This window comes from Pedobacter sp. TM02 (assembly GCF_059705275.1).
On record NZ_AP046530.1, the window covers coordinates 3,261,767 to 3,285,037 of the forward strand.

At 43.4% G+C, this 23,271-nt stretch carries 23 protein-coding genes; 15 read left to right on the forward strand and 8 right to left on the reverse strand.

The window, feature by feature from the left end; genetic code table 11:
• Positions 1-5 precede the first annotated feature (5 nt).
• From mreC to rodA, 4 genes are read left to right on the forward strand one after another with little or no spacing between them, the layout of a single operon-like run.
• The gene (gene mreC, locus AC6H1S_RS13890; protein ID WP_199139762.1) at positions 6-845 is read left to right on the forward strand and encodes a rod shape-determining protein MreC; all 840 of its coding nucleotides are present in this window, start codon (positions 6-8) and stop codon (positions 843-845) included.
• Positions 835-1,350, forward strand: coding sequence for a rod shape-determining protein MreD (locus AC6H1S_RS13895; RefSeq protein WP_199139764.1), 516 nt, complete (start codon positions 835-837; stop codon positions 1,348-1,350). Before mreC ends, AC6H1S_RS13895 begins: the two co-directional genes overlap by 11 nt.
• Complete coding sequence (gene mrdA / locus AC6H1S_RS13900; RefSeq protein WP_497563982.1) at positions 1,350-3,341, forward strand: penicillin-binding protein 2; 1,992 nt, start codon at positions 1,350-1,352, stop codon at positions 3,339-3,341. The genes AC6H1S_RS13895 and mrdA overlap by 1 nt, the downstream gene beginning before the upstream one ends.
• The gene (rodA, locus tag AC6H1S_RS13905) at positions 3,325-4,587 is read left to right on the forward strand and encodes a rod shape-determining protein RodA (protein ID WP_497563983.1); all 1,263 of its coding nucleotides are present in this window, start codon (positions 3,325-3,327) and stop codon (positions 4,585-4,587) included. Before mrdA ends, rodA begins: the two co-directional genes overlap by 17 nt.
• Positions 4,588-4,744: 157 nt before the next feature.
• Here the strand turns inward: rodA and AC6H1S_RS13910 are convergent, their stop codons facing one another.
• Positions 4,745-5,830: a DUF8457 domain-containing protein gene (locus AC6H1S_RS13910; RefSeq protein WP_497563984.1), complete on the reverse strand. Its 1,086-nt coding sequence runs from the start codon at positions 5,828-5,830 to the stop codon at positions 4,745-4,747.
• A 94-nt stretch (positions 5,831-5,924) separates the two neighbouring features.
• Here AC6H1S_RS13910 and AC6H1S_RS13915 point away from each other — a divergent pair, with 94 nt between their 5' ends.
• From AC6H1S_RS13915 to AC6H1S_RS13925, 3 genes are all read left to right on the forward strand, one after another.
• Positions 5,925-6,500: a thymidine kinase gene (locus AC6H1S_RS13915; RefSeq protein WP_199139772.1), complete on the forward strand. Its 576-nt coding sequence runs from the start codon at positions 5,925-5,927 to the stop codon at positions 6,498-6,500.
• Between the two features lie 195 nt (positions 6,501-6,695).
• Entirely contained in the window at positions 6,696-7,109 is a 414-nt protein-coding gene (locus AC6H1S_RS13920; protein WP_199139774.1) for a VOC family protein, read from the forward strand.
• A 187-nt stretch (positions 7,110-7,296) separates the two neighbouring features.
• Positions 7,297-7,743 (forward strand): SRPBCC family protein, encoded by a 447-nt coding sequence (locus AC6H1S_RS13925; RefSeq protein WP_199139776.1) that lies wholly within the window; start codon positions 7,297-7,299, stop codon positions 7,741-7,743.
• Between the two features lie 17 nt (positions 7,744-7,760).
• On the opposite strand, the gene AC6H1S_RS13930 is transcribed toward AC6H1S_RS13925, so the two are convergent.
• A complete protein-coding gene (locus AC6H1S_RS13930; RefSeq protein WP_497563985.1) occupies positions 7,761-9,032 on the reverse strand; it encodes a hypothetical protein in 1,272 nt (423 codons plus the stop codon).
• Positions 9,033-9,186: 154 nt separating this feature from the next.
• On the opposite strand from AC6H1S_RS13930, the gene AC6H1S_RS13935 reads away from it, so the two are divergent.
• Together AC6H1S_RS13935 and AC6H1S_RS13940 are read left to right on the forward strand one after the other, a co-directional pair.
• On the forward strand, positions 9,187-9,552 hold the full coding sequence (locus tag AC6H1S_RS13935; protein WP_199139780.1) for a hypothetical protein: 366 nt from the start codon (positions 9,187-9,189) through the stop codon (positions 9,550-9,552).
• 97 nt (positions 9,553-9,649) lie between these two features.
• Positions 9,650-10,180 carry a ferritin gene (locus tag AC6H1S_RS13940; RefSeq protein ID WP_199139782.1) on the forward strand — a complete coding sequence of 177 codons (531 nt, stop codon included), beginning with the start codon at positions 9,650-9,652 and terminating at the stop codon, positions 10,178-10,180.
• Between the two features lie 126 nt (positions 10,181-10,306).
• On the opposite strand, the gene AC6H1S_RS13945 is transcribed toward AC6H1S_RS13940, so the two are convergent.
• Positions 10,307-10,576 carry a hypothetical protein gene (locus AC6H1S_RS13945; RefSeq protein ID WP_497563986.1) on the reverse strand — a complete coding sequence of 90 codons (270 nt, stop codon included), beginning with the start codon at positions 10,574-10,576 and terminating at the stop codon, positions 10,307-10,309.
• Positions 10,577-10,958: 382 nt separating this feature from the next.
• Here AC6H1S_RS13945 and AC6H1S_RS13950 point away from each other — a divergent pair, with 382 nt between their 5' ends.
• From AC6H1S_RS13950 to AC6H1S_RS13970, 5 genes are read left to right on the forward strand one after another with little or no spacing between them, the layout of a single operon-like run.
• Positions 10,959-12,449, forward strand: coding sequence for a L,D-transpeptidase scaffold domain-containing protein (locus tag AC6H1S_RS13950; protein ID WP_497563987.1), 1,491 nt, complete (start codon positions 10,959-10,961; stop codon positions 12,447-12,449).
• Positions 12,450-12,460: 11 nt separating this feature from the next.
• Positions 12,461-13,333, forward strand: coding sequence for a universal stress protein (locus AC6H1S_RS13955; protein WP_497563988.1), 873 nt, complete (start codon positions 12,461-12,463; stop codon positions 13,331-13,333).
• A 25-nt stretch (positions 13,334-13,358) separates the two neighbouring features.
• On the forward strand, positions 13,359-14,144 hold the full coding sequence (locus AC6H1S_RS13960; protein WP_497563989.1) for a DUF6920 family protein: 786 nt from the start codon (positions 13,359-13,361) through the stop codon (positions 14,142-14,144).
• A gap of 7 nt (positions 14,145-14,151) precedes the next feature.
• Positions 14,152-14,931 (forward strand): LOG family protein, encoded by a 780-nt coding sequence (locus AC6H1S_RS13965; protein ID WP_497563990.1) that lies wholly within the window; start codon positions 14,152-14,154, stop codon positions 14,929-14,931.
• Between the two features lies 1 nt (position 14,932).
• Complete coding sequence (locus tag AC6H1S_RS13970; protein WP_497563991.1) at positions 14,933-15,685, forward strand: sulfite exporter TauE/SafE family protein; 753 nt, start codon at positions 14,933-14,935, stop codon at positions 15,683-15,685.
• 133 nt (positions 15,686-15,818) lie between these two features.
• Here the strand turns inward: AC6H1S_RS13970 and AC6H1S_RS13975 are convergent, their stop codons facing one another.
• The 5 genes from AC6H1S_RS13975 to adhP form a co-directional block, all read right to left on the reverse strand.
• Positions 15,819-16,487 carry a BON domain-containing protein gene (locus tag AC6H1S_RS13975; protein WP_497563992.1) on the reverse strand — a complete coding sequence of 223 codons (669 nt, stop codon included), beginning with the start codon at positions 16,485-16,487 and terminating at the stop codon, positions 15,819-15,821.
• A gap of 114 nt (positions 16,488-16,601) precedes the next feature.
• Positions 16,602-18,050, reverse strand: a complete 1,449-nt coding sequence (locus tag AC6H1S_RS13980; RefSeq protein ID WP_497563993.1) for an MBL fold metallo-hydrolase RNA specificity domain-containing protein — start codon at positions 18,048-18,050, stop codon at positions 16,602-16,604.
• Positions 18,051-18,112: 62 nt separating this feature from the next.
• Positions 18,113-18,685, reverse strand: a complete 573-nt coding sequence (locus tag AC6H1S_RS13985) for an HdeD family acid-resistance protein (protein WP_199139800.1) — start codon at positions 18,683-18,685, stop codon at positions 18,113-18,115.
• 27 nt (positions 18,686-18,712) lie between these two features.
• On the reverse strand, positions 18,713-19,576 hold the full coding sequence (locus AC6H1S_RS13990; protein WP_497563994.1) for a universal stress protein: 864 nt from the start codon (positions 19,574-19,576) through the stop codon (positions 18,713-18,715).
• A gap of 4 nt (positions 19,577-19,580) precedes the next feature.
• Positions 19,581-20,615, reverse strand: a complete 1,035-nt coding sequence (gene adhP / locus AC6H1S_RS13995) for an alcohol dehydrogenase AdhP (RefSeq protein WP_497563995.1) — start codon at positions 20,613-20,615, stop codon at positions 19,581-19,583.
• 828 nt (positions 20,616-21,443) lie between these two features.
• Between adhP and AC6H1S_RS14000 the strand changes: the two genes are divergently transcribed.
• Complete coding sequence (locus tag AC6H1S_RS14000; RefSeq protein ID WP_497563996.1) at positions 21,444-22,646, forward strand: hypothetical protein; 1,203 nt, start codon at positions 21,444-21,446, stop codon at positions 22,644-22,646.
• Positions 22,647-23,271 lie beyond the last annotated feature (625 nt).

Below are 23,271 nucleotides of genomic sequence, written 5' to 3' on the forward strand. Positions count from 1 at the left end.
TAGCAATGCGTAACCTTTGGCTTTTTATCAGTAAATACAACGCATTCTTCTTTTTCATTATTTTCTTTGCGGCGGGCATCGTATTAACCCTAAAAAACAATGCCTACCAACGAAGTATTGCGCTTAATTCTACAAACGAAGTGGTTGGCAGCGCCTACGAGCGTTTAAACGTACTGAAAAGATACCTGAACCTTGGACAGGTAAACGATAGTCTGGCGCAGGAAAACGCCAAGCTCAGAACCGAGCTGATTGCCCTCAAAAACATCGACAGCAGCCAAACCACCAAGGTTAAAGACAGTGCCAACAACGAGCAATATACTTTAGTAGCGGCCAAAGTGATCAAAAATTCCATTACCAGCCGCAATAACATCATTACCATTAACCGGGGCAGCTTAAGCGGCATTGAAAAGGATATGGCTGTTATTTCGCCCAATAAGGGTGTGGTTGGTTTTGTACAGGATGTTTCGCCAAACTTTGCCACTATCCGTTCCTTATTGCACAAAGGCACTTCGATTAGCGTAACCTTAAAGAAAAACAACGTATTTGGTTCTTTGGTATGGGGAGATGGCAATTTTGATTTTAGAAAGGCCTATGTGAAGGAAATCCCTAACCACATCAAGGTAAACCTGCGCGACACCATTATTACTTCGGGTGCCGGCGATTTCCCCAGGGGCATAGAAGTAGGCCGCATCAGCAAAACACGCGTGGCCAGTGGCGACAGCTTTATGCCGTTAGAGATCGTACTCTTTAATGATTTCAGTACGTTGCAATATGTTTACGTTGTGAAAGACCGCTTGGCCAAAGAACAAAAAACCTTAGAAAGCAATTTGCCCAATGAACAGTAGAACCATATTCATTAACATTTTCAGATGGTTTGTACTTTTGTTCGTACAGATTTTCCTGTTGCGCAACATGGGTTTTTACAACCTTTCTACCCCATTCGTTTATGTCTTGTTTTTATTGGTATTGCCATTTGGCATCCCCAACTTCCTGCTGTTTTTGATCGCTTTTGGCACCGGATTAACCCTCGATGCTTTTTATGATACGCTTGGCGTACACACTTCGGCCTGTGTGGCCTTGGCTTTTGTGCGCATCCTCTTTATATCGGTCAGTGTTACCCGTGATGCCTTTGACGAGCCCGAGCCTTCTTTAGGCAATATGGGCTTCAAATGGTTCAGCATTTACGCCATCCTATGTATTTTAGCACATCACCTGGTTGTATTTTTCCTAGAGGCTTTTAAGCTGAACGAAATTTCATACACCCTGGTGCGTTGCCTGATCAGTGTGGCTTTTACGCTCTTTTTGGTGTTGTTGGTCGAATTTATTTTCCATAACAGAAAGGCAAACTAATGGAGCAGCTGTTTAACCGAAAATATACTATCCAAGGCCTTTTTATCGTCTTGGCCTTGATCTTGCTTGGCAACCTGTTCTATATCCAGGTAGGAACCGACAAATATTTTACAAGCGCCAATAACAATGCCTTGCGCAGGTTTTATGTGTATCCGGCAAGAGGAGTGATTATGGACCGCAACAATAAGGTATTGGCGCAAAACCAACCCACCTACGATCTTTTGGTGACGCCCAATGAAGTCAAAGACTTCGATACACTCTCGCTTTGCAATGTAATTGGCATCAGCATGGAGGATTTCAGGAAGAAATTCCACAAAGCAGTAGTCCAATCCAGGTACCAAGCTTCCATTTTCCAGAAATTGCTATCTGTAGAAACCTATGCTTCGCTACAGGAAAAGATTTATAATTATCCAGGATTTTATGTGCAACAACGCACCATCAGGTACTATCCTGATAGCATAGCCGCACAGTTTTTGGGTTATTTGCGAGAGGTAAACCCAAAAGACATCGAACGTTATGGTGGCTACTATCGTTCGGGCGATTACATCGGCAAGAGCGGCATTGAACGTGAGTACGAACCCGTACTAAGAGGTACTAAAGGCGTAAAGAATATCCTTTATAATGCCAAAAATATACCCCAAGGCAGCTATGCCAATGGCAAGCTTGATTCAATGGCAGTATCTGGCGACCAACTGATATCGACCATCGATAGCCGGATACAAAAACTGGGCGAGCAGCTATTGGCCAATAAGGTAGGCAGCGTAGTAGCCATCGAGCCTAGCACAGGCGAAGTGCTGGCTTTTGTCAGCAGTCCAGGCTACGATCCGAACAAGCTTGTGGGAGGTAATTTTAGTCCTAATTACCTTGAGCTCTATGCAAACCCTTACCGGCCTTTTATCATCAGGCCGCTTCAGGGCAAGTATTCTCCTGGTTCGGCCTTTAAGCCCCTAGACGCCCTGATTGCCTTGAGCCAAGGCGTAGTAGATATTAATACCACTTTCAATTGTCCGGGTTATTACTGGGCAGGTAACCGTAAATTCAAATGCGAACACGTGGATGGCAACATTAGCCTCAAAAGGGGAATTGCCCGTTCTTGCAACACCTATTTCTACAGTATTTTTGCCAAACTCATGACCAAAAACGGGTCTTCGAGCGCCAGTCAGCAAGCTACCTACGAAAAATGGCAGAACATGGTACGCAAATTTGGCATTGGAGATACTTTAGGCATCGATCTTCCGGCAGAAAAAGCCTACAAGCTTTTCAGAAGAGAGGATTATACCAAAATGCACGGCAAATACTGGGGCAATACCACTATTTTATCGGTGGCTATTGGCCAGGGCGAAATTACCACTACCCCCCTACAAATGGCCAACATCATGGCTATTATTGCCAACCGGGGCTATTACATCAAGCCACATGTGGTCAAAGGCATCGGCAGCGATAGACACATCGACCCTAAATACAAGGAAAAACACTATGTTGACATTGATGCGAGGTATTTTGATCCGGTAATCGATGGCATGCAAGACGCGGTAAACAGCTCATGGGGAACTGCCACCGAATCGCGCCTGCAGAATATCATCATGTGTGGCAAAACGGGTACCGTTCAAAACAACCGTGGCAAAAACCACTCTGTATTTATTGGCTTTGCCCCGCGCGACAATCCGAAAATTGCCATTGCTGTTATTGTTGAAAATGGAGGTTACGGCGGCGCCTATGCCGCACCAATTGCCAGTTACATTACCGAAAAATACCTAACCGATACGTTAACAGGGCGAAGGATTAACGGCAGCACCATCGACATGTACAAGGCTACTAATTTGTTGCCAGAACTCAAGGCCGCAAAACCTGCCACTAAAGTAATCAATAAAACCGATAGCCTGCACCAGGCAGATAGCCTGAAAAAAGCGGCACCAAAACAAGCCATACTCCATAACAGCCCATTTAACAAAACAGCCATTAAGCCGAAGAACAATGCAGCAACAAAGTAACCGCTTCTTTTTTAATGTAGACTGGGTAACCATCCTCATTTATATGGCTTTGTGCATCATTGGCTGCGTAAGCATCTATGCCAGCGTTTATGACCCGGCCAGACCAATGGATTTTAGCTTTGCCACCATTTATGGCAAGCAATTGTATTTTGTGATTGCCGGTTTGGTGGTAGGCTTCTCCATCCTGTTATTTGATGCCAAGTTTTTCAGTGTATTTGCACCCATTATTTACGGGGTAACCATGATTTTGTTGCTCGTGGTATTGGGTGTTGGCCGTAACGTTGGCGGCAATCAAGCCTGGATTCCAATCGGTTCGTTTCGTTTGCAACCTTCCGAATTTGCCAAATTTGGTACGGCTTTGCTCCTGGCACGGTATATCAGCACTTTTAACGTCAAGCTCAATTCGCTTAGGCCGATTATGATCTGCGCGGCCATTATTGTATTGCCTATGGCCCTCATCATGCTGCAACCCGATGCGGGCTCTACCCTGGTTTTCCTGTCGTTTATGTTCCCGTTGTACCGCGAAGGCCTGCCGGGCTATTTGTTGATCATTTTTTGGGGAATGGTGTTGCTTTTTATCCTGAATCTGTTTTTAAGTCCGGCTTTGTTAATTGGCGGCATCCTGGCCTTGGGTGGCCTATTTATCTACTACAACAGAAAGCGCCAGCAAAAAATCATCAGCATTGCCGTTATCACCTTGATAGCTGTGGGTTACTTGTTTGTAGCCAAATTCTTGTTCAACAATGTACTGCAGCCACACCAACGTGCGCGTATAGAACTTATTCTAGGTCTTAAAACCGATAATAAAGGTGTAGGCTACAATGTAATCCAATCTAAAATTGCCATCGGCGCTGGCCAGTTTAAAGGCCGGGGCTATTTAGAGGGCACCCAAACCAAGTTTGGCTACGTACCTGCCAAAAGCACCGATTTTATTTTCTCTACCATTGGCGAAGAATGGGGTTTTATTGGCTGCTTCGTAGTTATTGGGCTTTATGTTTTTCTTTTGCTGCGCATTATCAATATTGCCGAACGACAACGCTCTGCTTTTTCGAGGGTGTACGGCTATTGCGTGGCCTGTATTATTTTCTTCCACGTGTTTATCAATATCGGCATGGCCATCGGCATTATGCCCGTAATTGGCATTCCCTTGCCTTTTATTAGTTATGGTGGCTCTTCTTTATGGAGCTTTACCATTCTTTTGTTCATCTTCCTCAAACTCGATTCAAATCGGATGGGCTTCATCTAGCTTGAAGCGATTAGGGTTGAAGGTTGGAAGGTCGAGGGTTGGATGGTTAAGACATTAGATTTTTCATGGCGTCAAGCCAGAATCTTCCACAGGCGAGATTTTGAATCAGCCTGGCACAACGACTTGCAATAAACCAATCCACGAATAACCAATGACCTTAAGCCTTAAACCGCTGGTTTAGCAGGGCGTAAAACTTATCAACCGTAGCTTGTTTTTCGGCCCAGTTGTTTTTGACGGCATAGTTTTTTTGGAAAAATGCATCTGCAGCCTCGAAACTCTGCATTTTATTGGCCAGATCAATGGCTTCGGCATAGGCCAGGTTATAGCCATTAAACAAATCTTTAATATAAAGCAATTTATCGTTAAGGCTAATGGCTTGCTTCAAATCTTTAATGGCGGTTGTATTGGCGCTGGTATTGATGTTGCTTGACGCTGTCTTACCGGCCAAGATATCGTTTAAAGTAGGTTTATAGCTTGGGTCTTCAACTGGTTCAGCAGTATTGACCTTGGTTTCGGCAACCGGTGCTTCTTGAAGGTCGAGATCGGCGGCAACAATCGGAAACTCTTCTTTTGCTTCCTCCTTGTGCACCAAAAATGGCTCTGGCCCAATTTCGTCTTCCTCCTCGTTGGCCGGCTCTTCTTCAGTTTCCGTCAATTCTATTGCTTGTGCCTCTGCAGCTGCCTGCTGGCTCAGCTTTTTCTTTTGGGCCAGGATGCGTTCTTCTTCCTCGCTTAATGGTCGGTCGAAAATCTCGTCTACGCTTTTCTCTTCAAAATCGAACTGCTCATGCTCGGCGTGGTCGTTAAGGATAAACTCAAAAGTTGAGGGCTCGTTGTCCAGTTTAAAAATTTCTTTTTCTATGGTTTCGAGCTTAGGCTCAGGGGCTGGCTCAACTTCTTCTTCTTCCGGCTCGGCCACAGGGGCTTCGGCGATTTCCTCGGCAAAAGCTACGGTCTCTATTTGCTGCGCTTCCTGCACATCGTTACCAATGGCCAGTTCTTCGCTTTGAGGTGTTTCAACAACTGTTTCGTTGGCCGGTGGGATAGCCAAAGGTGTTTGCGGCGCCTGGTTTATTTTTTTGATGATCTGCACATGATCGGCTAAGAAATTGGCATTGGCATGGAAAAGCTCGAGCTCTAACTCATTGAGCTGTTGCGGGTTTTGAGCCAAAAACTGATACTGATCGTTTAGCTCGTTTAGTATCAGTCCTAATTTCTTGAAAAGATCTTCCTGCTTCATCATAGCTTTTTAACGAAAAATTGAAGGTTTTATGTTAGTAAATGACAATCAAAAGTACTATAAAATTCTTTTATATTTGGCTAAAATACCTTTACAAATGTTATTCAGCGAGCAGAATTTTAGAAGAGGCGAATTTAGCGGGAGCATCGAAGTAATTTGCGGTTCCATGTTTTCGGGAAAGACGGAAGAATTGATCAGGAGATTGAAACGCGCACAAATTGCCAAGCTGAACGTAGAGATATTTAAACCCAAAACCGATACCCGATACGATGAAACTGCCGTGGTTTCGCACGATTTGAATTCGATTCCTTCTACTCCTGTCGACAGCTCTTCGGCTATTCTGCTCTTGGGTACCAACACGCAAGTGGTTGGGATTGACGAGGCGCAGTTTTTTGACGACGAATTGCCCGAAGTTTGCAACAAACTCGCGCTAAAAGGTATCAGGGTGGTCATTGCAGGTTTAGATATGGATTTTTTGGGCAAGCCTTTTGGCCCCATGCCAGCGCTCATGGCCATTGCCGAACATGTTACCAAAGTAAACGCCGTGTGCATGCAATGTGGCAGTCCGGCGGTATATTCTTACCGTACCGTGGCCAGCGAAGCCAAAGTGCTGTTGGGCGAAAAAGAAAGCTACGAGCCCCGTTGCCGGGCCTGCTACCATGCTTTAGGCTAAGAGATGTACCATTTTAGATTGACGATTTTAGATTGACGATTTTAGATTTAAATGATCTTGAATCAAATTATCAATCGTAATTCGTAATTGTCAATCAAGCTGTCGTCTTTGCACCTTAAATTTGTCTCATACTGCCTGCCTTTCTTATCCAAGATTTTTTGAACTTTAGGCATTGAAACTTAAAACAGAAAAATCATGACCAAAGAAATATGGCTGAACCTGCCCGTTAACAACATTAAACGTTCGGTGGCTTTTTTTACCCAAATTGGATTTACGCTTAACCAGAACCAGCCAGTTACCGAAAACATGGCTTCTCTGCTTGTTGGCGACAAGAAATTCGTTATCATGCTGTTTACCAAAGAGCTGTTCGAAGGTTTTTGCAACGATCGTACCGCCGATCCTAAAAACGGAACCGAGGTACTTTTTTCTATCGATGCCGAAAGCCGTGATGAAGTTGATTCGCTCTTGCAAAAAGCCGAAGATGCCGGGGGAAGCATTTATGCCAAAGGTGGCGAAAAAGACGGCTGGATGTACGGTGGCGGATTTATTGATCCCGATGGGCACCGCTGGAGCGTATTGTACATGGATTTTAGCAAACTGCCAAGATAGCTCGCCGTGCAACGTTTAATTCCTTAAGAAGTTAAGGGGGCGCTTTGGACGAGCAAAACAGGTTTACTTGTAACCCAACTCGGCGATCCTTTACGATTCACCACAGCTAACTTCCCAATCTCACATCTCAAATCTCATATCTCACGTCTCAAATCTCATATCTCAAGCCTCACCAAAACCTACAATCATGGAAAAGATGAAATTTAATGTCGAAATTAATGCTCCCGCCTCAAAAGTCTGGAACGTACTTTGGGACTCAGCCAGCTATCCGCTTTGGACCGCTGTCTTTGCCGAAGGCTCACGCGCCGAAACCGATTGGCAAAAAGGCAGCAAAGTCTTGTTTGTTGACAACAGCAACCGTGGCATGGTTTCGCGCATTGTGGACAATATACCCAACCAATTCCTATCTATCGAACACCTGGGCGGTTATGACAACGGTGTTGAAGACTATGAAAGCGAGCAGATCAAACAATGGGCCGGTGCGCAAGAAAACTATACGCTTAAAGAAACCAATGGTGCCACAAACCTGCTCATTGAAATGGATTTAAGCGGTGTTGACGCAAAAATGATCGAATATTTTGAAAACACCTGGCCAAAAGCCCTTCAAAAAGTAAAACAGCTGGCAGAGCAATAAACTGCCAGCTTAAACTCTTATCGGTTATAGGGCCTTTCGTTAATCCAGTTCAATTTGCGTTCGGTAAGCTCGAATCTCATTTTCTTCAGCGTAATTTCTACGGAATCGCCAAACAAAACACCTTTTAGCCATAGTTTGTTAGAATCGGGCAAACGATAATCCAGCGTACTCGGAGAAGTCATCTCCTTCGAAGTGCTGAATATCATTTTCCTTTTAGCCGTATCGATGCGCGCGAAGGGATAGCTGTATTCGCCATTGGGCATTTTAATGGCAGCCTCACCAGGGCGCTCCAACAGCAACATCTTCCAACGGTCTGCCCTTTCTGTTTCTTTTGGAATGGTTTGTCCGTTTTTTACAAAAGTTTCCACTTCATAGGCACCATACAGCAAAGATTTAGGTGCATCCCTTCCGTACACCGGTCTTAACGATACCACTTCCCAAACGCTACCGAACACTACGAAAGCAATCAAAAGGTATTTCAGGGTATATTTTGCTATGTTTTTCCATTTTTTTGCAACCACCGGCGAAGCTAGGGTTCTCAGCGTAGTGCCATGCCCCCTCACAAAAAAATTAAACAAACGCACAAAATTCGGCGCCAACAAAAAAAGACACATCACCACCAAAGCGGTCGAAATGATCTTAACCGGTACATCATAAAAATAGTTTACAGCCATCACGTTGGCCGTAGTCATGAGCGAAATAATGGCACCTAAGGTAACCGTCTTCCTAAAAAACAGCAAACCTGCCGAGACTTCGGCTACTCCCATAAAAAGATTATAACCTTTAGAAAAACCAAGGAAAGTCCAGGCCAGGCCCATAGGCGAAGATTCGCCATACGTAGTAACCAAACGAAACAGGTTTGGTGCCGGGAACTGCAGCTGGACAATCTTTACCATGCCGTAATTAATGAGCATGATGCCCACATAAAACCGAACGGTTACGCTGAGCCAATAGAACAAGCGGTTGTAGTTTGTGCGGTTCCAATCCAGTATACTCCAAACAATCGTTCCAACAGCGGCCATAACAGCCACGCAGAGCAAAACCACATAATCATACGTGGTATCGCCACTGCCATTAGTAAATTCTGTAATCGGATAAGGAAGTTTGAGCCAGGCCTTGCCCAGCCAGGGAATAAAAACATGCAATAGCGATAAGGGATATTTCATGATTGCATAGAACATGGGCAAGGTTCCATTGTTAAAGAAAACCATGAACAGGCCCAGCAACAGGAAAGCGAATCTAAAAACCAGCTTTTCCGAGGTGGACCATTTTTGCGTGGTATTTTCCATAAATATTTGGTTGATAAGCTAAAGAAACCGATTTTATTTCAAAAATCGAATAGCCGACCAGAGAAAATTCAGTGCTGAATTTATTTTGTATTTTTATTTGGAATAAATCCAAATAAACGTCATTTTTGTAGCTGTTAATTGAGCAGGCCAACAAATGCAGGAAACATTGTCAATCCCTTCCATCAAATTTGCCGAAGTATTTAGTACTGCCGAAGGTGCTATCTATCAATCCGACAGCGAAAATTGCTGGTACATTGATTTTGCAGGCAAAATGGCCCGTTTCGACTACCGCAACCTCTTGAAGCTCAAAAAAGCAGTTTACCAAATCGATATTGAAGGTCTTTTGCTCAACAGTGATAAAACTGCCGACGTGGAAATCCTCTTTATCTGTGCCTGCGATCATTGCTATGTGCTCTCGCTCCTGCAGATCATCAAACTGAAAGAACTGCTGCAAGGCACCTTTACCATGCTCGAACTGAACCATATCATTTACGACCGGCTGCACCGATTGGCCTGTTGATGATTGGACTTAGAATCTTTCCATATTGCCTTTAAATTCTTTGCGCCAACATATTAGCGCTATTTTTGTTGTATAGTTTTACCCAAAGACAAAGATCATGAAAGACATTATGCGTGTAAAATGTTTGCTTTCTGCCGATATAGAAATGCTCATTAACCAACAGATCAAAAAAGAAGCCCACTCTTCGGCCATTTACCTTTCAATGGCTTCATGGTGCAACCAAAACGGCTATGATTTTTCATCGGATTATTTCTTTAAACAAGCCGAAGAAGAAAGACAGCACCAGTTGAAATTTTTTAAATATGTACTGGATATGGGCGGCAATGCGGTTTCGCCGGAAATTACCAATGTAAAAGGCGAATACAACTCGTTCCGCGAGGTTTTTGAAGAAGCTTTGGACCAAGAGATCGCGATTACCCAATCCATCAAAAACATTGCGGCCCGATGCCACAAGGAGCAGGACTATGTAACCTTAGAGTTCTTGAACTGGTTCTTCAGAGAGCAGCGAGAAGAAGAATATAAAGCGCGTCGTGCCCTCGAACTATTTGATGTAATCGGCGAAGAAGGCACCGGCAGATGGCAGATAGATAAACATGTAGGCCAAATCAGCTACGACAGCGAAGCCTAGGCTACGTTGATTGAACCAATAAAAGGCACGTATTGAAACAATATGTGCCTTTTTTGTTTTATATTGATGAAGAAATGAAAAGCCATGTCTAAAAAAGACAAAAAGAAGAAAAAAGACAAGCACAAATCAAAAGACAAGAAGAAAAAAGAGTGCTGCGAAAAGTACCTCCGGGGCAAGAGGTGCAAGAATTGTCCTATGGAATGAGGCTATTTCCTTCTGCTCAGTCCAGTTTAGCTGCACTGGCAGTTCCGGGTTTGAACACGCTAAACGTCGCCCTATGCTCATCCCGTCAGTTGTGTTGTTCAGAACTATGCCAAAACCCATCACCACTCCTTTAAAAACTATCTCATCATCAAAGGGCAGCCGCTTTCCTGAAGTTTTTCTTATTGCTCTCATCTCCGCCAATTAGAAATCATCTTCTTATCTTCTCTTCGGTAAAGCTCATGCTTCCTTCAAACTGCCTACCAAAGATATACCGGTATTTCGAATAACCTTGCGTCTTTATCTTTTGTGGATTGCGAAAAATCCTGAATGCCGCCGCGTTCGAAGTTTACCAAGTTATATGCGCTTCCAAGGCAGCACCAATTTGTCTCAAAAAATGATCAATATCACTTTTTGACCTGCAACAAATTTCACGATTCGGCCAATTACCCCTAAAACGGGCAATAAACGCATTTTAACGCCAAAAGCAACATGGCTTATAATCATTATTGAAAGTGATGGTAATCAGCATTTTAAAAACCAGATTTACAGAACTTTACTTCATAAATCAAACGGCATGAAAGCTCAAATCAAACCTCAACCTGTTAGTGCGGCAAATCATAGGCGCTATATCTATCTCGGCCTGCTTATTCTCATTTTACAGCTCATTTTTCATTTAGCCGCTGATGCCTTGCCTATAGCTCAAAAAAGCAATTTGCAAAAGGATACGTTGGACGCGGCTATAGAAAGGCTTTTGAACGATAGCCAAACCCTAGCCAATTTAAAGTTTCCCAGTACGGTAAAAAGATTCTACGCTCAACGTTCGTTTGATGAAGCATGGGTTAAAGACGATGAAAATATTAAACCGGCTACAGATGCCATGCTCTTATTGGATTGTGTAAGGCAATATGGGCTCAACAAAGAAAATTATCACCCAAAAGAATTGACCTATGGTTTGTTGCATGATGTTTTAAGCAAAGAGAATTTAGCCAGCAATGAACAAAAAGCAGTATTCGATATTCTGCTAACCGATGCCATGGTAAGCATGATATATCATTTACATTATGGTGCATTTAACCCTGTGCTAACCGACAAAATATTAGACACTGGAAGTTTGGGCGATTTACAGGCTGCAAGCTTTTTAAGCGGAGCTTTAGAGCAAAAGGATTTAATGGTAGCCATTCTTACGGTACAGCCTCAGGTTAAAGACTATATCGAACTGCAAAATTATATGCGCCTGATTACCGGCCAGTATATCTGCGACTCCTACGAAGTTCCACAAACGGAGGTACAAAACATTGCCATTAATATGGAAAGACTGCGCTGGGTAAATTGGAACAGCGGTTCGTTTCTGCACATCAATATCCCATCGTTTAGCTTAAGCTACCAACAAGCGGATATGACCTACGAGTTTAAAGTGGTAGTGGGAAAAGGCAAAACGCCAACCCCAACATTGGAAAGCCAAATCAAATACTTAGAAACGGCTCCTGATTGGAAAGTACCGCAAAGCATTTTTGTCAAAGAATTTATTCCCAAAGCATTCAAAGACAGCACTTATTTTGATCAAAACCATATGGCGGTTTACGATAGCCAAGAGAATTTTGTAAAAATAGGCAAAAGCACATTGGAAAAAATCAAGCTACATCCTGAAAACTATCATGCCAGACAAACTGCCGGTTGCGATAATGCATTGGGCAAAGTGGTATTCCGTTTCCCAAATGCCTACGACATTTATTTACATGACAGCCCCGAACAACAGCTTTTTAAAAGTACAAGCAGAGCCTACAGCCATGGCTGCATTAGGGTGGCAAATGCCGAGCTGTTGGCCGAACTGCTCTTGAAAGCCGACCAACAACCAACAAAAATAGCCACGTTGCAAACCGCCATGAAAGCGTACACCAAAAAGACTTTTTTGCTCAAAAAACCTGTACCTATTATAATTACCTATTTAACCTGTGCGGTAAAAGACGGCCTGCTTCAATACTATGATGACGTTTACCAATTAGACAGTAGCCTAAGCCTAAAAATGTACGGCAATACAAATCAACTCACTAAAAATCAACCCTAAAATATATCGCAATGAAAAAGATTCTTGTTCCAATAGATTATTCGCCCTGTGCTGATAATGCTGTACGCTATGCCATTCAAATGGCTAAAAGAATTGACGCATCGGTTCATTTGTGCCATAGCATAATGGTTCCAGAACTTATTCCAATGGCAGGACTTGTAGTTTGGCCGGTAGAAGACTATGGCCATATCAAAAAAGATGCTGATGAGGCGCTAAAAAAATATGCAGAGAAAATACGCAAGAACGAAGGGCTAAACAAAGCCGATCTGCCCATCATTACCTACAGCAGCGATATGGGCTCGGTAAAAGATACGGTAGCTACGATTGCCGCTTCAGAAAAAATAGACCTTGTCGTAATGGGAACCGCCGGAGCCGGCAATATGGAGCGCTTCTTTTTAGGCAGCAACAGTAGAGATGTGATAGAGAAACCCACTATTCCGGTACTCCTCATCCCCAAAGAGGCTAATTTTACAGCGATCAGCAAAATTGCCTTTGCCACAGACCTGAGCGAAAGCGATCTTAATTCCATTCAGGCTTTAGCCAGACTTTTCTGCCTCTTTGATCCAGAAATCCTGCTTACCCATGTCAGTAACGAACCTTCCGATTTTCACGACCCAACCACCGAAGCCAATAAATTCTTAAATAGGGTAACCTGTAACATCAACTATACTAAAATTTACTACAGGCACCTCACTGAAGCGGATGTTGACAAAGGCCTAAAATGGATCGTTACGCATGGACGAATAGATATGCTAGCCATGATCCATCGTCAAACCGGTTTTTTCTCGAGACTAATTACCGGAAGCCGTACTCAAAAAATGGCCAAACTAGCTACGCTTCCCTTGCTGGTATTGCCCGAAAATAACCAACCCATAGGATGGTAGCGCAAAACAAATCAATAACCGAAGCATGACGATGACATTGGGCAGTTTAAAATCGAAATTTTTAACAGACCTGGCTCAGGCCAAGGACTTTGCCAAAAAAATAAGCGCGAGTCGCCATAAGCTCGAAACGCTGCCAATGGCACTGCAACGCTCTATTCTTCGATCAGGCATGCCTCTACAGCCGATCGTAGATGTAAATATCGAATGGATAAATGCAGGGCTCAGATTTTCAGAAAAATCAACCTGGACTGCCGTTTCCTGCATTCAATATAATTTCTTACCAGATCCCATCAGGCTAGTTTACATGAAAGCCAGAAGATTTGGCTTACTGAGCCTGGAAGCGATGGACAGTTTTCAGCATGGGTATGGCCAAATGCTGGTTAAGGCATTTGGCTTGATTACCCTTGCCAATGCCAAAGGATACGAAATAGATAAGGCCGCGCTGGTAACCATTTTGGCAGAAACCATGATCATTCCAGCCTATGCCCTTCAAAGTTATATCCATTGGGAAGAAATAGGCGATAAGACCTTAAAAGCCACCATCAGCTTCCACGGGGTCAAAGCATCGGGAATTTTTTACCTCAACCATAACTTTGAAATGGTAAAGTTCGAAACTTATGATAGGTACTACACTGATAGAAAGGGAATGTACCATCAAATACAATGGACTGCCGAGGCCCGCAATTACGCCGCCAAAGACGGCCTTTCGCTACCCACTTCCTTTAAAGCTACCTGGAATAAACACGAAGGCGATTTCGACTATTTCAAAGGCGACATCAGATCCATTAGTATCAATCCCTCCCTAACTTAAAATGAATATGACCGCTCCCGCTGCTTCAACGCCCTCTGATCACCTCTTAGCAGAATCAGCCTTGGCAAGTACCAACAAAGACAATGAAAAAGTGTTTTTGGAAGGGCCGAGGTCTAGGTTTAGAGAATTTGTTTTTTCATTAAAAGTGCTGTTCGAGTTTATTGCGGGCTTTAGAGTACTGCACTTCTTGAACCCCTGCGTTGCCGTTTTTGGATCGGCCCGCATCAAAGAAGATTCGCCCTATTACGAAAGCGCCAGAAAAATTGGGGCCGGGCTGGCCAAATTAGGCTTTACGACCATTACGGGAGGCGGACCTGGACTGATGGAAGCCGCCAATAGAGGCGCAAAGGAAAATAATGGTGCATCTGTGGGCTGCAATATTTTGTTGCCCAAAGAGCAGCGCCCCAATCCATATCTGGATAAGTGGTTTAGCTGCAACTATTTTTTTGTACGCAAGGTGTTGATGTTCAAATACTCTGATGCCTTCATTATTATGCCCGGAGGGATTGGCACTTTAGACGAGTTTTTTGAAGCCTTAACCCTGATCCAGACCCGAAAAATACTCGATTTCCCGATCATACTCTTTGGCAAAGAATTTTGGGAACCCCTACGCCCCTTGTTCAACTCGATGATCAAAGCAGGAACAATTGCGCCAGAAGACCTAAATTTGATTCTTTTTACAGATTCTATCGACGAAACATTGACCTATATCAAAACCACTGCTTTGAAAAAGTATTCGGAAAAACGCAGGCAAAGCTTCCACCGATTCCGGATTTTAGGAGAATAGCATGGAAAGATATTATCTGTTTTATGCCTTGGCCTTAGTGGCTGAAATCATTGGTACCATCAGCGGTTTCGGTTCATCTATCCTATTTGTGCCCATTGCCTCCCTATTCTTCGATTTTAAGGTTGTGCTGGGCATTACGGCCATCTTCCATGTGTTTAGCAATCTTTCCAAGATTTACCTGTTCCGTAAAGGAATTGACAAACAAATTGCCTTTAAAATGGGCTTGCCAGCCATTGTTTTTGTAATTATAGGCGCTCTGCTCACCAATTTGTTTCCGCAAAGAGAACTGGAGCTTATGATGGGGCTACTGGTTTTCTTACTGGCCATTTACCTCTTGCTTCACCAGAAAAGCACCATCGCACAAACCAACGGTAATTTGATCAAGGGTGGCGTAATATCAGGGTTCTTAGCTGGTTTGGTTGGTACAGGCGGTGCGATTAGGGGCCTAACTTTAACCGCCTTTGGCCTAGAGAAGGATATTTTCATTGCTACCTCGGCTTTAATCGATTTGGGTGTCGATTCGAGCCGGGCAATTGTATACACCCTCAATGGCTATGTCCACCAAGAAATGCTGCTTACTATTCCTTTCTTGCTCGCCATTAGTTTTGTGGGGACATGGATTGGCAAGCTTTTGCTCAATAAAATTTCTCAACAGCTCTTTAAACGCTTGGTTTTATGGCTCATTATGCTTACCTCCCTGGGTCAGATAGCGGTTCAGCTTTACAAACTCATAGCACCACACGTCAATGCCTAAATTCTTCACATCAATTAAAAACGAAAATGGCCGTAGCTGTTATGGGTCTAATAAGGAGCGCTTTAATTGTGGCTTAAACATAAAAAACCGCGTCAAAACCTTTGGCGCAGTTTCAAGCTCAAATACGACTTGATCAGAAGATCATTTCCGGCACTTCAATCTCCAACTGATTATCAATGGTAAGTACTCCTGGAGCCGCCCAGGCAGCATTCTCCGCATCTTGTTTTTCGGCAAACGAACGAACTTTTCCGTGCAATACCACCTTACTTCCAATTACATCAACACTAACCTTTTTACTGTCGACAGTAGCGCTCCTTTTAAAGGCAGCTTCAATTTTCTGCTGAATATCGACAGGTTCGGCATGTGGTTTTAAGGTGATGAAATTAAGCACCGTTTTTACGCCCGCCAATTTTTCGATGGCTTTTTTGGCTTGAGTACGCTGAAAATCCCATTCCGCCTCTCCGTCAAGTCTGACCACGCCATTTTCTACTTTAATTTTAATGCGTTCGTGCTGCACGGCCGAATTCCATTCGAGCGCCCTAAGTATAGCCATGGCAATTTCAGTATCAGATTTCGCAGATTTAGCGGGCATTCTAACCTCAATATCTTCTGCTACGGCCTTTACGCCAGCGATATTTTTGGCCGCACGCTCTGCTGTAGCTTTTTTAATAAAGCTCTCTACCTGGCCTGAAAGGGTAACCACCCCGTTTTTTACAGCCACTCCAATTTCAGCTGAGCTTAAACTTGGTTGCCATTTCAGTTCAGCTAGCACATCTTTTTGAATTTCAGCATCGCTTTTCATAACTTATTGATTTAAAAGCAAAAACACCATTGTTTTTACCTCTCTAATTTCGAACTTAATTTGTTATTGCAACGTGAACCCCGTCACCAATAATTATGATACGCATCAGTTATTTTAGTATTTGCCGAATGGGTTTTGATCGTTAGGGACCAGTGTTGCTACCGGATGGGATTCATCGCCTTCGTCATGGCACGCAAACAGAATGACGTCCTGGTTTTGCTTCATCACCTTAACCGGCACATGCAATTCGTCCTGTAGCTTAACCCTAAGCATTTCTTGGGCACAGGGCTCACCATGCACGAGCATTAGCTGTTTGGGCACAGGGTTTAGCTTTTTAACCCAGGCAATAAGTTCTGCTTGATCAGCATGGGCAGACAAGCCCAATATTTCGATGGCTTTGGCCTTAACAGGATAAAATTTGCCATGTATCTTCAGCTCATGGGCGCCGTTTAGCAAAGCCCGGCCACGGGTACCCTCAGCCTGAAAGCCAATCATTATAATCGTGTTGTTTTCATTGCCCAAATAGTGCTTGAGGTATTCGAGTACGCGCCCACCTGTAAGCATGCCACTTGCGGCAATCACTATTTTACACTGTTTGTCGTTGGCCAAACGCTGCGTATTGCTAAATTCCTTGTTAATTTTTAGGTGATGCATCATTTCGAGCCAATTGATTTTGGGCACCGTGAGGTAGTTGTCAGAAAAATTAACTGCTATTTCGGTTGCAGCTGCCGCCATTGGACTATCTATTATGATGGGGAGTGCTGTCGGAATTCTGTGTTGCTTTTTCAGCGAGCTTAGCATGTACATCAATTCCTGCGCCCTGCCCACCGCAAAACTCGGAATAAGCACATTACCGCCCTTTTTTAACGTATGGTTTATCCAGTATTCCAATTCAAGGTAAGGATCGTCATTCCCATGCAAACGATCGCCATAGGTAGATTCCATAACCACATAATCGGCCTCTGTAAAAAAATTGGGTGGTGGCAGGATTTCACTATGGGTTCTACCAATATCGCCCGAAAAGAGTATCTTTTTTCCATAGCAGGCAATCAGGGCCGAACAGGCGCCTAAAATATGTCCACAACGCCTAAAAACAAAACTGATATGCTCGCTCAATTTAAGGGATCTATCTTCCTCTACTTCTACAAAATATTTAAAACAGGCCTGGGCATCAGCGACGGTATAAAGCGGCTTTGCCGGATGATGCTTGGTATAGTGATGCCTGTTGGCACTTGCCGCATCTTCTTCCTGAAGTTTGGCACTATCGAGCAAAATCAGCTTGGTTAAAGCTGCTGTAGGACTTGACATATAAATTTTACCTTTAAAACCATTCTTTACAATTAAAGGGATATAGCCACAGTGATCTAAATGGGCATGGGTAAGGATGATCAGGTCTATTTTTGAAGCATCGAAAGGCAAAGATTGCCAATTCTGTTCCCGCAGCGATTTAATGCCTTGAAAAAGTCCGCAATCAACCAGTATGTTCAACTCTGGCGTTTTGAGCAAATGTTTTGAGCCGGTTACCGTTGCGGCGGCGCCAAGCGATTGTAAAATGACATTCATGATCTGAGATTAAATTTTATTAATAAGACAGTTACCTGCGATCCAGCCGGATCAGCAAAACCTCAAGATATTTTTGCCTGATTGAGCCTTCTGAGTTGCTGAGCAAAGTAAATCCTGAATATACCGGCGATTATAAAGGCAATACCGGCACAAAGCACAATGTTTACCAACCTGAAAAAGGGATTGATTAAAATAACCAGCGAAGGCAAGATAAGCACCATACTGGTTACCAATAACCAAATCCAATCCCATAGGCCGGCGGCCTTTAAATTTACCGGACTGCTAACCGTCATAAAAGATTTGAACAACATCCATAAGCCTATTACCATAGGCATCAAAACCATGGCAAGCAAGGGGAACGAGAATAAGTAAATACCCAATATGAGGTCTATAAATCCGCTCATAAATATCCAGCCCCAATCTTTAATGGCTTTGCGGTTAAACAATGAAAACAGCGTTTCGAACACGCCGGTGATAAACAGGCCTATGGCCAGCAACAAGCTCAAAAACAGGTACGATTTTTCGGTCGACAAGCAGATCCACAAACCCAATCCTATAAAAAGAACACCAGATAAAAAAGTATTCCACCAATACCTCATATCGTAGCCTATTACATTATAACTTTTACTTTTCATCTGTCTATCGACTTAAAAAAACGTCCACTATTTTTCAGGAAACACCAAGAGCGGTATTTGCGTACGCCTGGCCAGCTTTTGCGTATGGCTGCCGTTAAAAACACGATCCAGCAACCGGTGCTGCTGATGAACTACGGCAATCAGGTCAACATCTTTTTGTTCGGCCATCCATGCAAGGCCATTATCGAGGTTGGTATTCCAAACGTATTCGTACTTCACCTTTGGATAGCTTATTTTGGTGCTTACCGCTTCAAAAAAATCTTCTAACCTATGCTGGTCTTCCTCATTCTTTTGGGTTTCATAATCGGTAATGTGCATCACTACAATTACCGCATTGCAACAAGCGGCAATGCCTATTAAAAACTTAAGGGGTTTTAAATCGTCAACGTTAAGATCGGTAGCAAAAACTATTTTCCTGATTTTTTTAAAAGAAGCCTCATAAGGCACCAAAAGCACGGGGTAGCTCAATCTTTCGATCATGGCTCTGCTATTGCTTCCCAATACAAATTGGACTAGTCCGCCAGCTCCCGCCATACCCATCACGACCAGATCTATTTGCTTTTCTTCAACCAAGCGGTCAACCACATCGCAAACGGTGCCTAGGTCACTTTCACAGCTTAGTGCTGGGCAGTATATATCGGTATCACGCTCACACGACGAGGCAGTAAGTTTTTCTACCTGTTTATCCAACTCGCTGGCCGCATACTGTTGCATATCGGTATAATCTAGCAATGGCCAAGCTACCTGTGCCGCCATCGGCGCCTCTGCCGGAACTTTAAAAGCATGGCAAAGTATAACCTCAGCTTTGGCCATCTTTGCCAATGCAATACCGTAATGCGCCGCATTTTCTGCAGGCACTGAAAAATCGGTGGGTATCAATATCTTTTTCATCATGTTATGGATTGGCTATTTCAAGTACAATTCTTCCTTCTATTTCTCCTTTTTTGAGTTTATCAAAAACAAGGTTAATGTCTTCGAGCTTAGCTACATGGACCGTGGCCTTAACTTTCCCTTCAACGGCAAAAGCAATGGCTTCCTGCATATCTTTTCTGGTGCCTACAATAGATCCTCGTATGGTATATCTGTTAAGCACCGTATCGAAAATAGGCAGGTCAAAATTTCCCGGAGGCAGGCCATTTAAGGAAATGGTTCCTTTTCTTCGGAGTGCAGCCAGGGATTGGCTAAATGCAATTGGAGAAACAGCGGTAACCAAAACGCCATGCATACCGCCGGTTTGTTGCTTGAGAAATTCTCCAGGCGCTGTAGTCCGTGCATTAACAGTTAGGTCGGCCCCCAGCTCTTTGGCCAAAGCCAGTTTATCGTCTGCAACATCAATGGCAGCCACATGCAGCCCCATTGCCTTTGCATATTGAACAGCCAAATGGCCCAATCCGCCTATGCCCGAAATGGCTACCCATTCGCCAGGCTTGGTATCTGTTTCTTTTAAGCCTTTGTATACCGTTACTCCTGCACAGGTAATGGGTGCCATTTCGGCGAAGTTTATACCGGCTGGAAACCGGGCCATATAGCGGGCATCGGCAACTACATATTCGGCGTAGCCACCGTCTACGCTATAACCCCCGTTCTGTTGCGTTTCGCAGAGTGTTTCCCAGCCCGTTATGCAATACTCGCAGCAACCACAGGCACTAAACAACCACGGTGCACCTACAATATCGCCTTCTTTAACATTGGCAACTCCTTTGCCAAGGGCAACAACATAGCCAATAGCCTCATGCCCAGGCACCAAAGGAAGTTTAGGTTTTACAGGCCAATCGCCCATGCAAGCATGCAAATCGGTATGGCAAACCCCACTGGTAATTACCTTAACCAGCACCTGATTTTCTTTGGGTTCCTTTACCGCTATCTGTTCTATCTTTAAGGGTTGGCCAAACTCATAGAGTACGGCGGCTTTCATTGTTTTGGGAATCATGACTATTGATTTGGATGAATAATTAATTTTCTGGCCAACACCTCTTATTATACCGACAGGGTAAAGGGTTAAAATAAGCTGGCCAATGTACTAACAACCTTTGTTTTTACGACATAAAGCTATTGGTTATGAACAACTTAAATAATGACAGCAATCATTTTTAAAAATGATTGTAGACGCAGCAATGCCAATAAACACGATACAGACAAGTCAAGGTGGAGACGAATTTCTCACGTACAATGAACAGGGATATTCAACATTCCGATCAACAGCAAGGTATATCAGTTCAACGGATGTTGTAAAAGGCAAACAGCTTTAGAGCCAAGCAATATGGCTTTTTTAGTATGGAATTAGATTTTATCAAAATTTAATTCTTTAACTGTGGATTAAATCTTCTTTACTGCTATGAAAAGCAACAATATTGAACATCTAATTCTTTGAAACATGACAAGTTTAATACTATATTCATAAACCGTAAAACAAACTATGAAAATGAAAAACAATGCTTTCCGGCATCGGCTAAAGCCCTATTGGGTGCTCGGTCTTTTCTTTCTGTCCATAGTGCTTTCTTGCAAAAGAGATAGCATCTTGCCCAGCAAAGAACCTGACGACCCGAAAACGAAAAAGCTTTTCGAATGGTACCAGTCAAAACTGATCGTTTCCGGCGAGAATCCGTTCGGCAAGATGAAGCCCCGCTGGAGCAGTCTGTATGTCAATGAAAACTCCAGCCAAAGAGTCTACGAGGTTGAACTGGACAACCCTGAAAGGGTGCTTGCCAAACTTGGTCGTCCTGACCGCGCGACGCTCGGTCGAGAGGAAAAAAGACATATGATCCGCCTCCTGATATTCGAGAACAGGTTAACAGGCAAAATCCTGTATGCAAGCTATATGTCGGCCGAAAGCGGAGCTGGAACCGTTTCCAAAGACTTCCATTACAAAGATGTTGGGGCTTTCAGCGGAACGGTGCTCTTCTATCATTTCAGTGGAATGCTTTCCAATGGCTGGTCTTACGAAAACGGAAAGATCACAAGGCAGATAACGGCCATTTCCAAAAGCGACTTTGACCTCCTGAGTCAGTCGGGGCCGAAGGGAAAACTGATGTCCCTGGTAACCACGTGCAGTTCAGGCTATGCAGAAAAGTTCAGGTGGTCTTGTGTTGGCGTTGCCGGATATGAGAATTGCGGATGGATTTCGGCAGGCTACGAGTATGTGACCGTCTGCACCACAAGGGAGGCAAGCGATGTTCCGAACACGGAGGAGGACGGTGGAACTTCGGGAGATTACTTTCCTCCGATTTATGTTGACTGTGCAGGTGTCGAAAACGGCTCAGCCTACTGGAATACAGACTGCAAAACCTGTATGGGGGGCACAACGGGGATTACAGAATGTGCGGTTAACGTGGAAGATCCAGGAGACAAATACGAGCTCTTAGTTAATGCAGATTCTATCAGGCTTGTACAGAGGCTTGACTGTTTCAATAGTGTTCCTGACAATTCCGCTACAGTTTATAGCGCCAAACTATATGCGGAATTGCCCGATAAAGATAGGCCAGAGGCATTGCTTAACTCCCAATTACAGCCAGGTCATAGCTTTATTACATTAACTAAAACAAATGGGACTACCACCGTAAGCGAAACCTTTGGTTTTTATCCAGAAAGTGCCGTAAAAGCTTCGTCTCAATTTCCTGTTAAAAGCATGGTAGTAGACAATCAAAACCATGATTACCATGCTAGCCTAAGTATGAATGTTAACGCTAACCAGTTTACCGCAATGATGAATATGGCCGTAACACAAGCCAAAAACAAATACGATATGACCGGCTACAACTGCACCACCTATGCACTGAGTGTATTTAACCAGGGCAGGGCAACTGCGCTTTACGTGCCCGATACTATGGGCAGTTTAACCGGCAGGAATTATGGCAAGACGCCCAATGGACTTTATGAGGTAATTAGCAACATGCAGGCCAACAGCATAAGCGGAGCCAATGTAGGTTTTGGAAAAGGTACAGTAAGCACAAAATGCAATTAACCATGACGAAAAAGACCAGAAAAAAAATCATAATCGGCATTTTGGCCATCATCATCTTGGCAAACACCTGGCCGTTTATATGGGTGTTCAAAAATTTCGTAGACGAAAGGCATTATAGGTATAGCAATTATAACGGTAGTTTTACCTTTTATGAATTTATGGATCGAAATTTCGAAATGATGAAATACAGTCATCAACAATGTGCACTACATAGGCCTGATCTGAAAGATAAAAAAATCTATCGAATATTTTCGAAGAACCCTTTTGCTTTTTGGCGTTGGAGACTTTATTTCTTTGACGAAAGATATAAACTGCCCTATAAAAATTGGGAAGAAATTGAAAAAACAAGAAAAATTGAGAATGTAAAGGATATTACCGGGTGCCATTTAGATTTCTGATAATTACTATGATTTAAAGCAACGAGTAAATGGGAGATTGTTGGTCTTGAAGTTTACTTCTTTGAAGACCAATGCAAAAAGGAAACACGTAAAATCGATGGCCTCATTAAACAATTTCAATTTAGATGAAGTAAGAGTTAAAGAACCTATAATAGGCCTTAAAATGTGTCTAACAAAAGAACTAGCCATTAGATTGACATAATGAGGATAAAAGAAGTGCTTGTTGT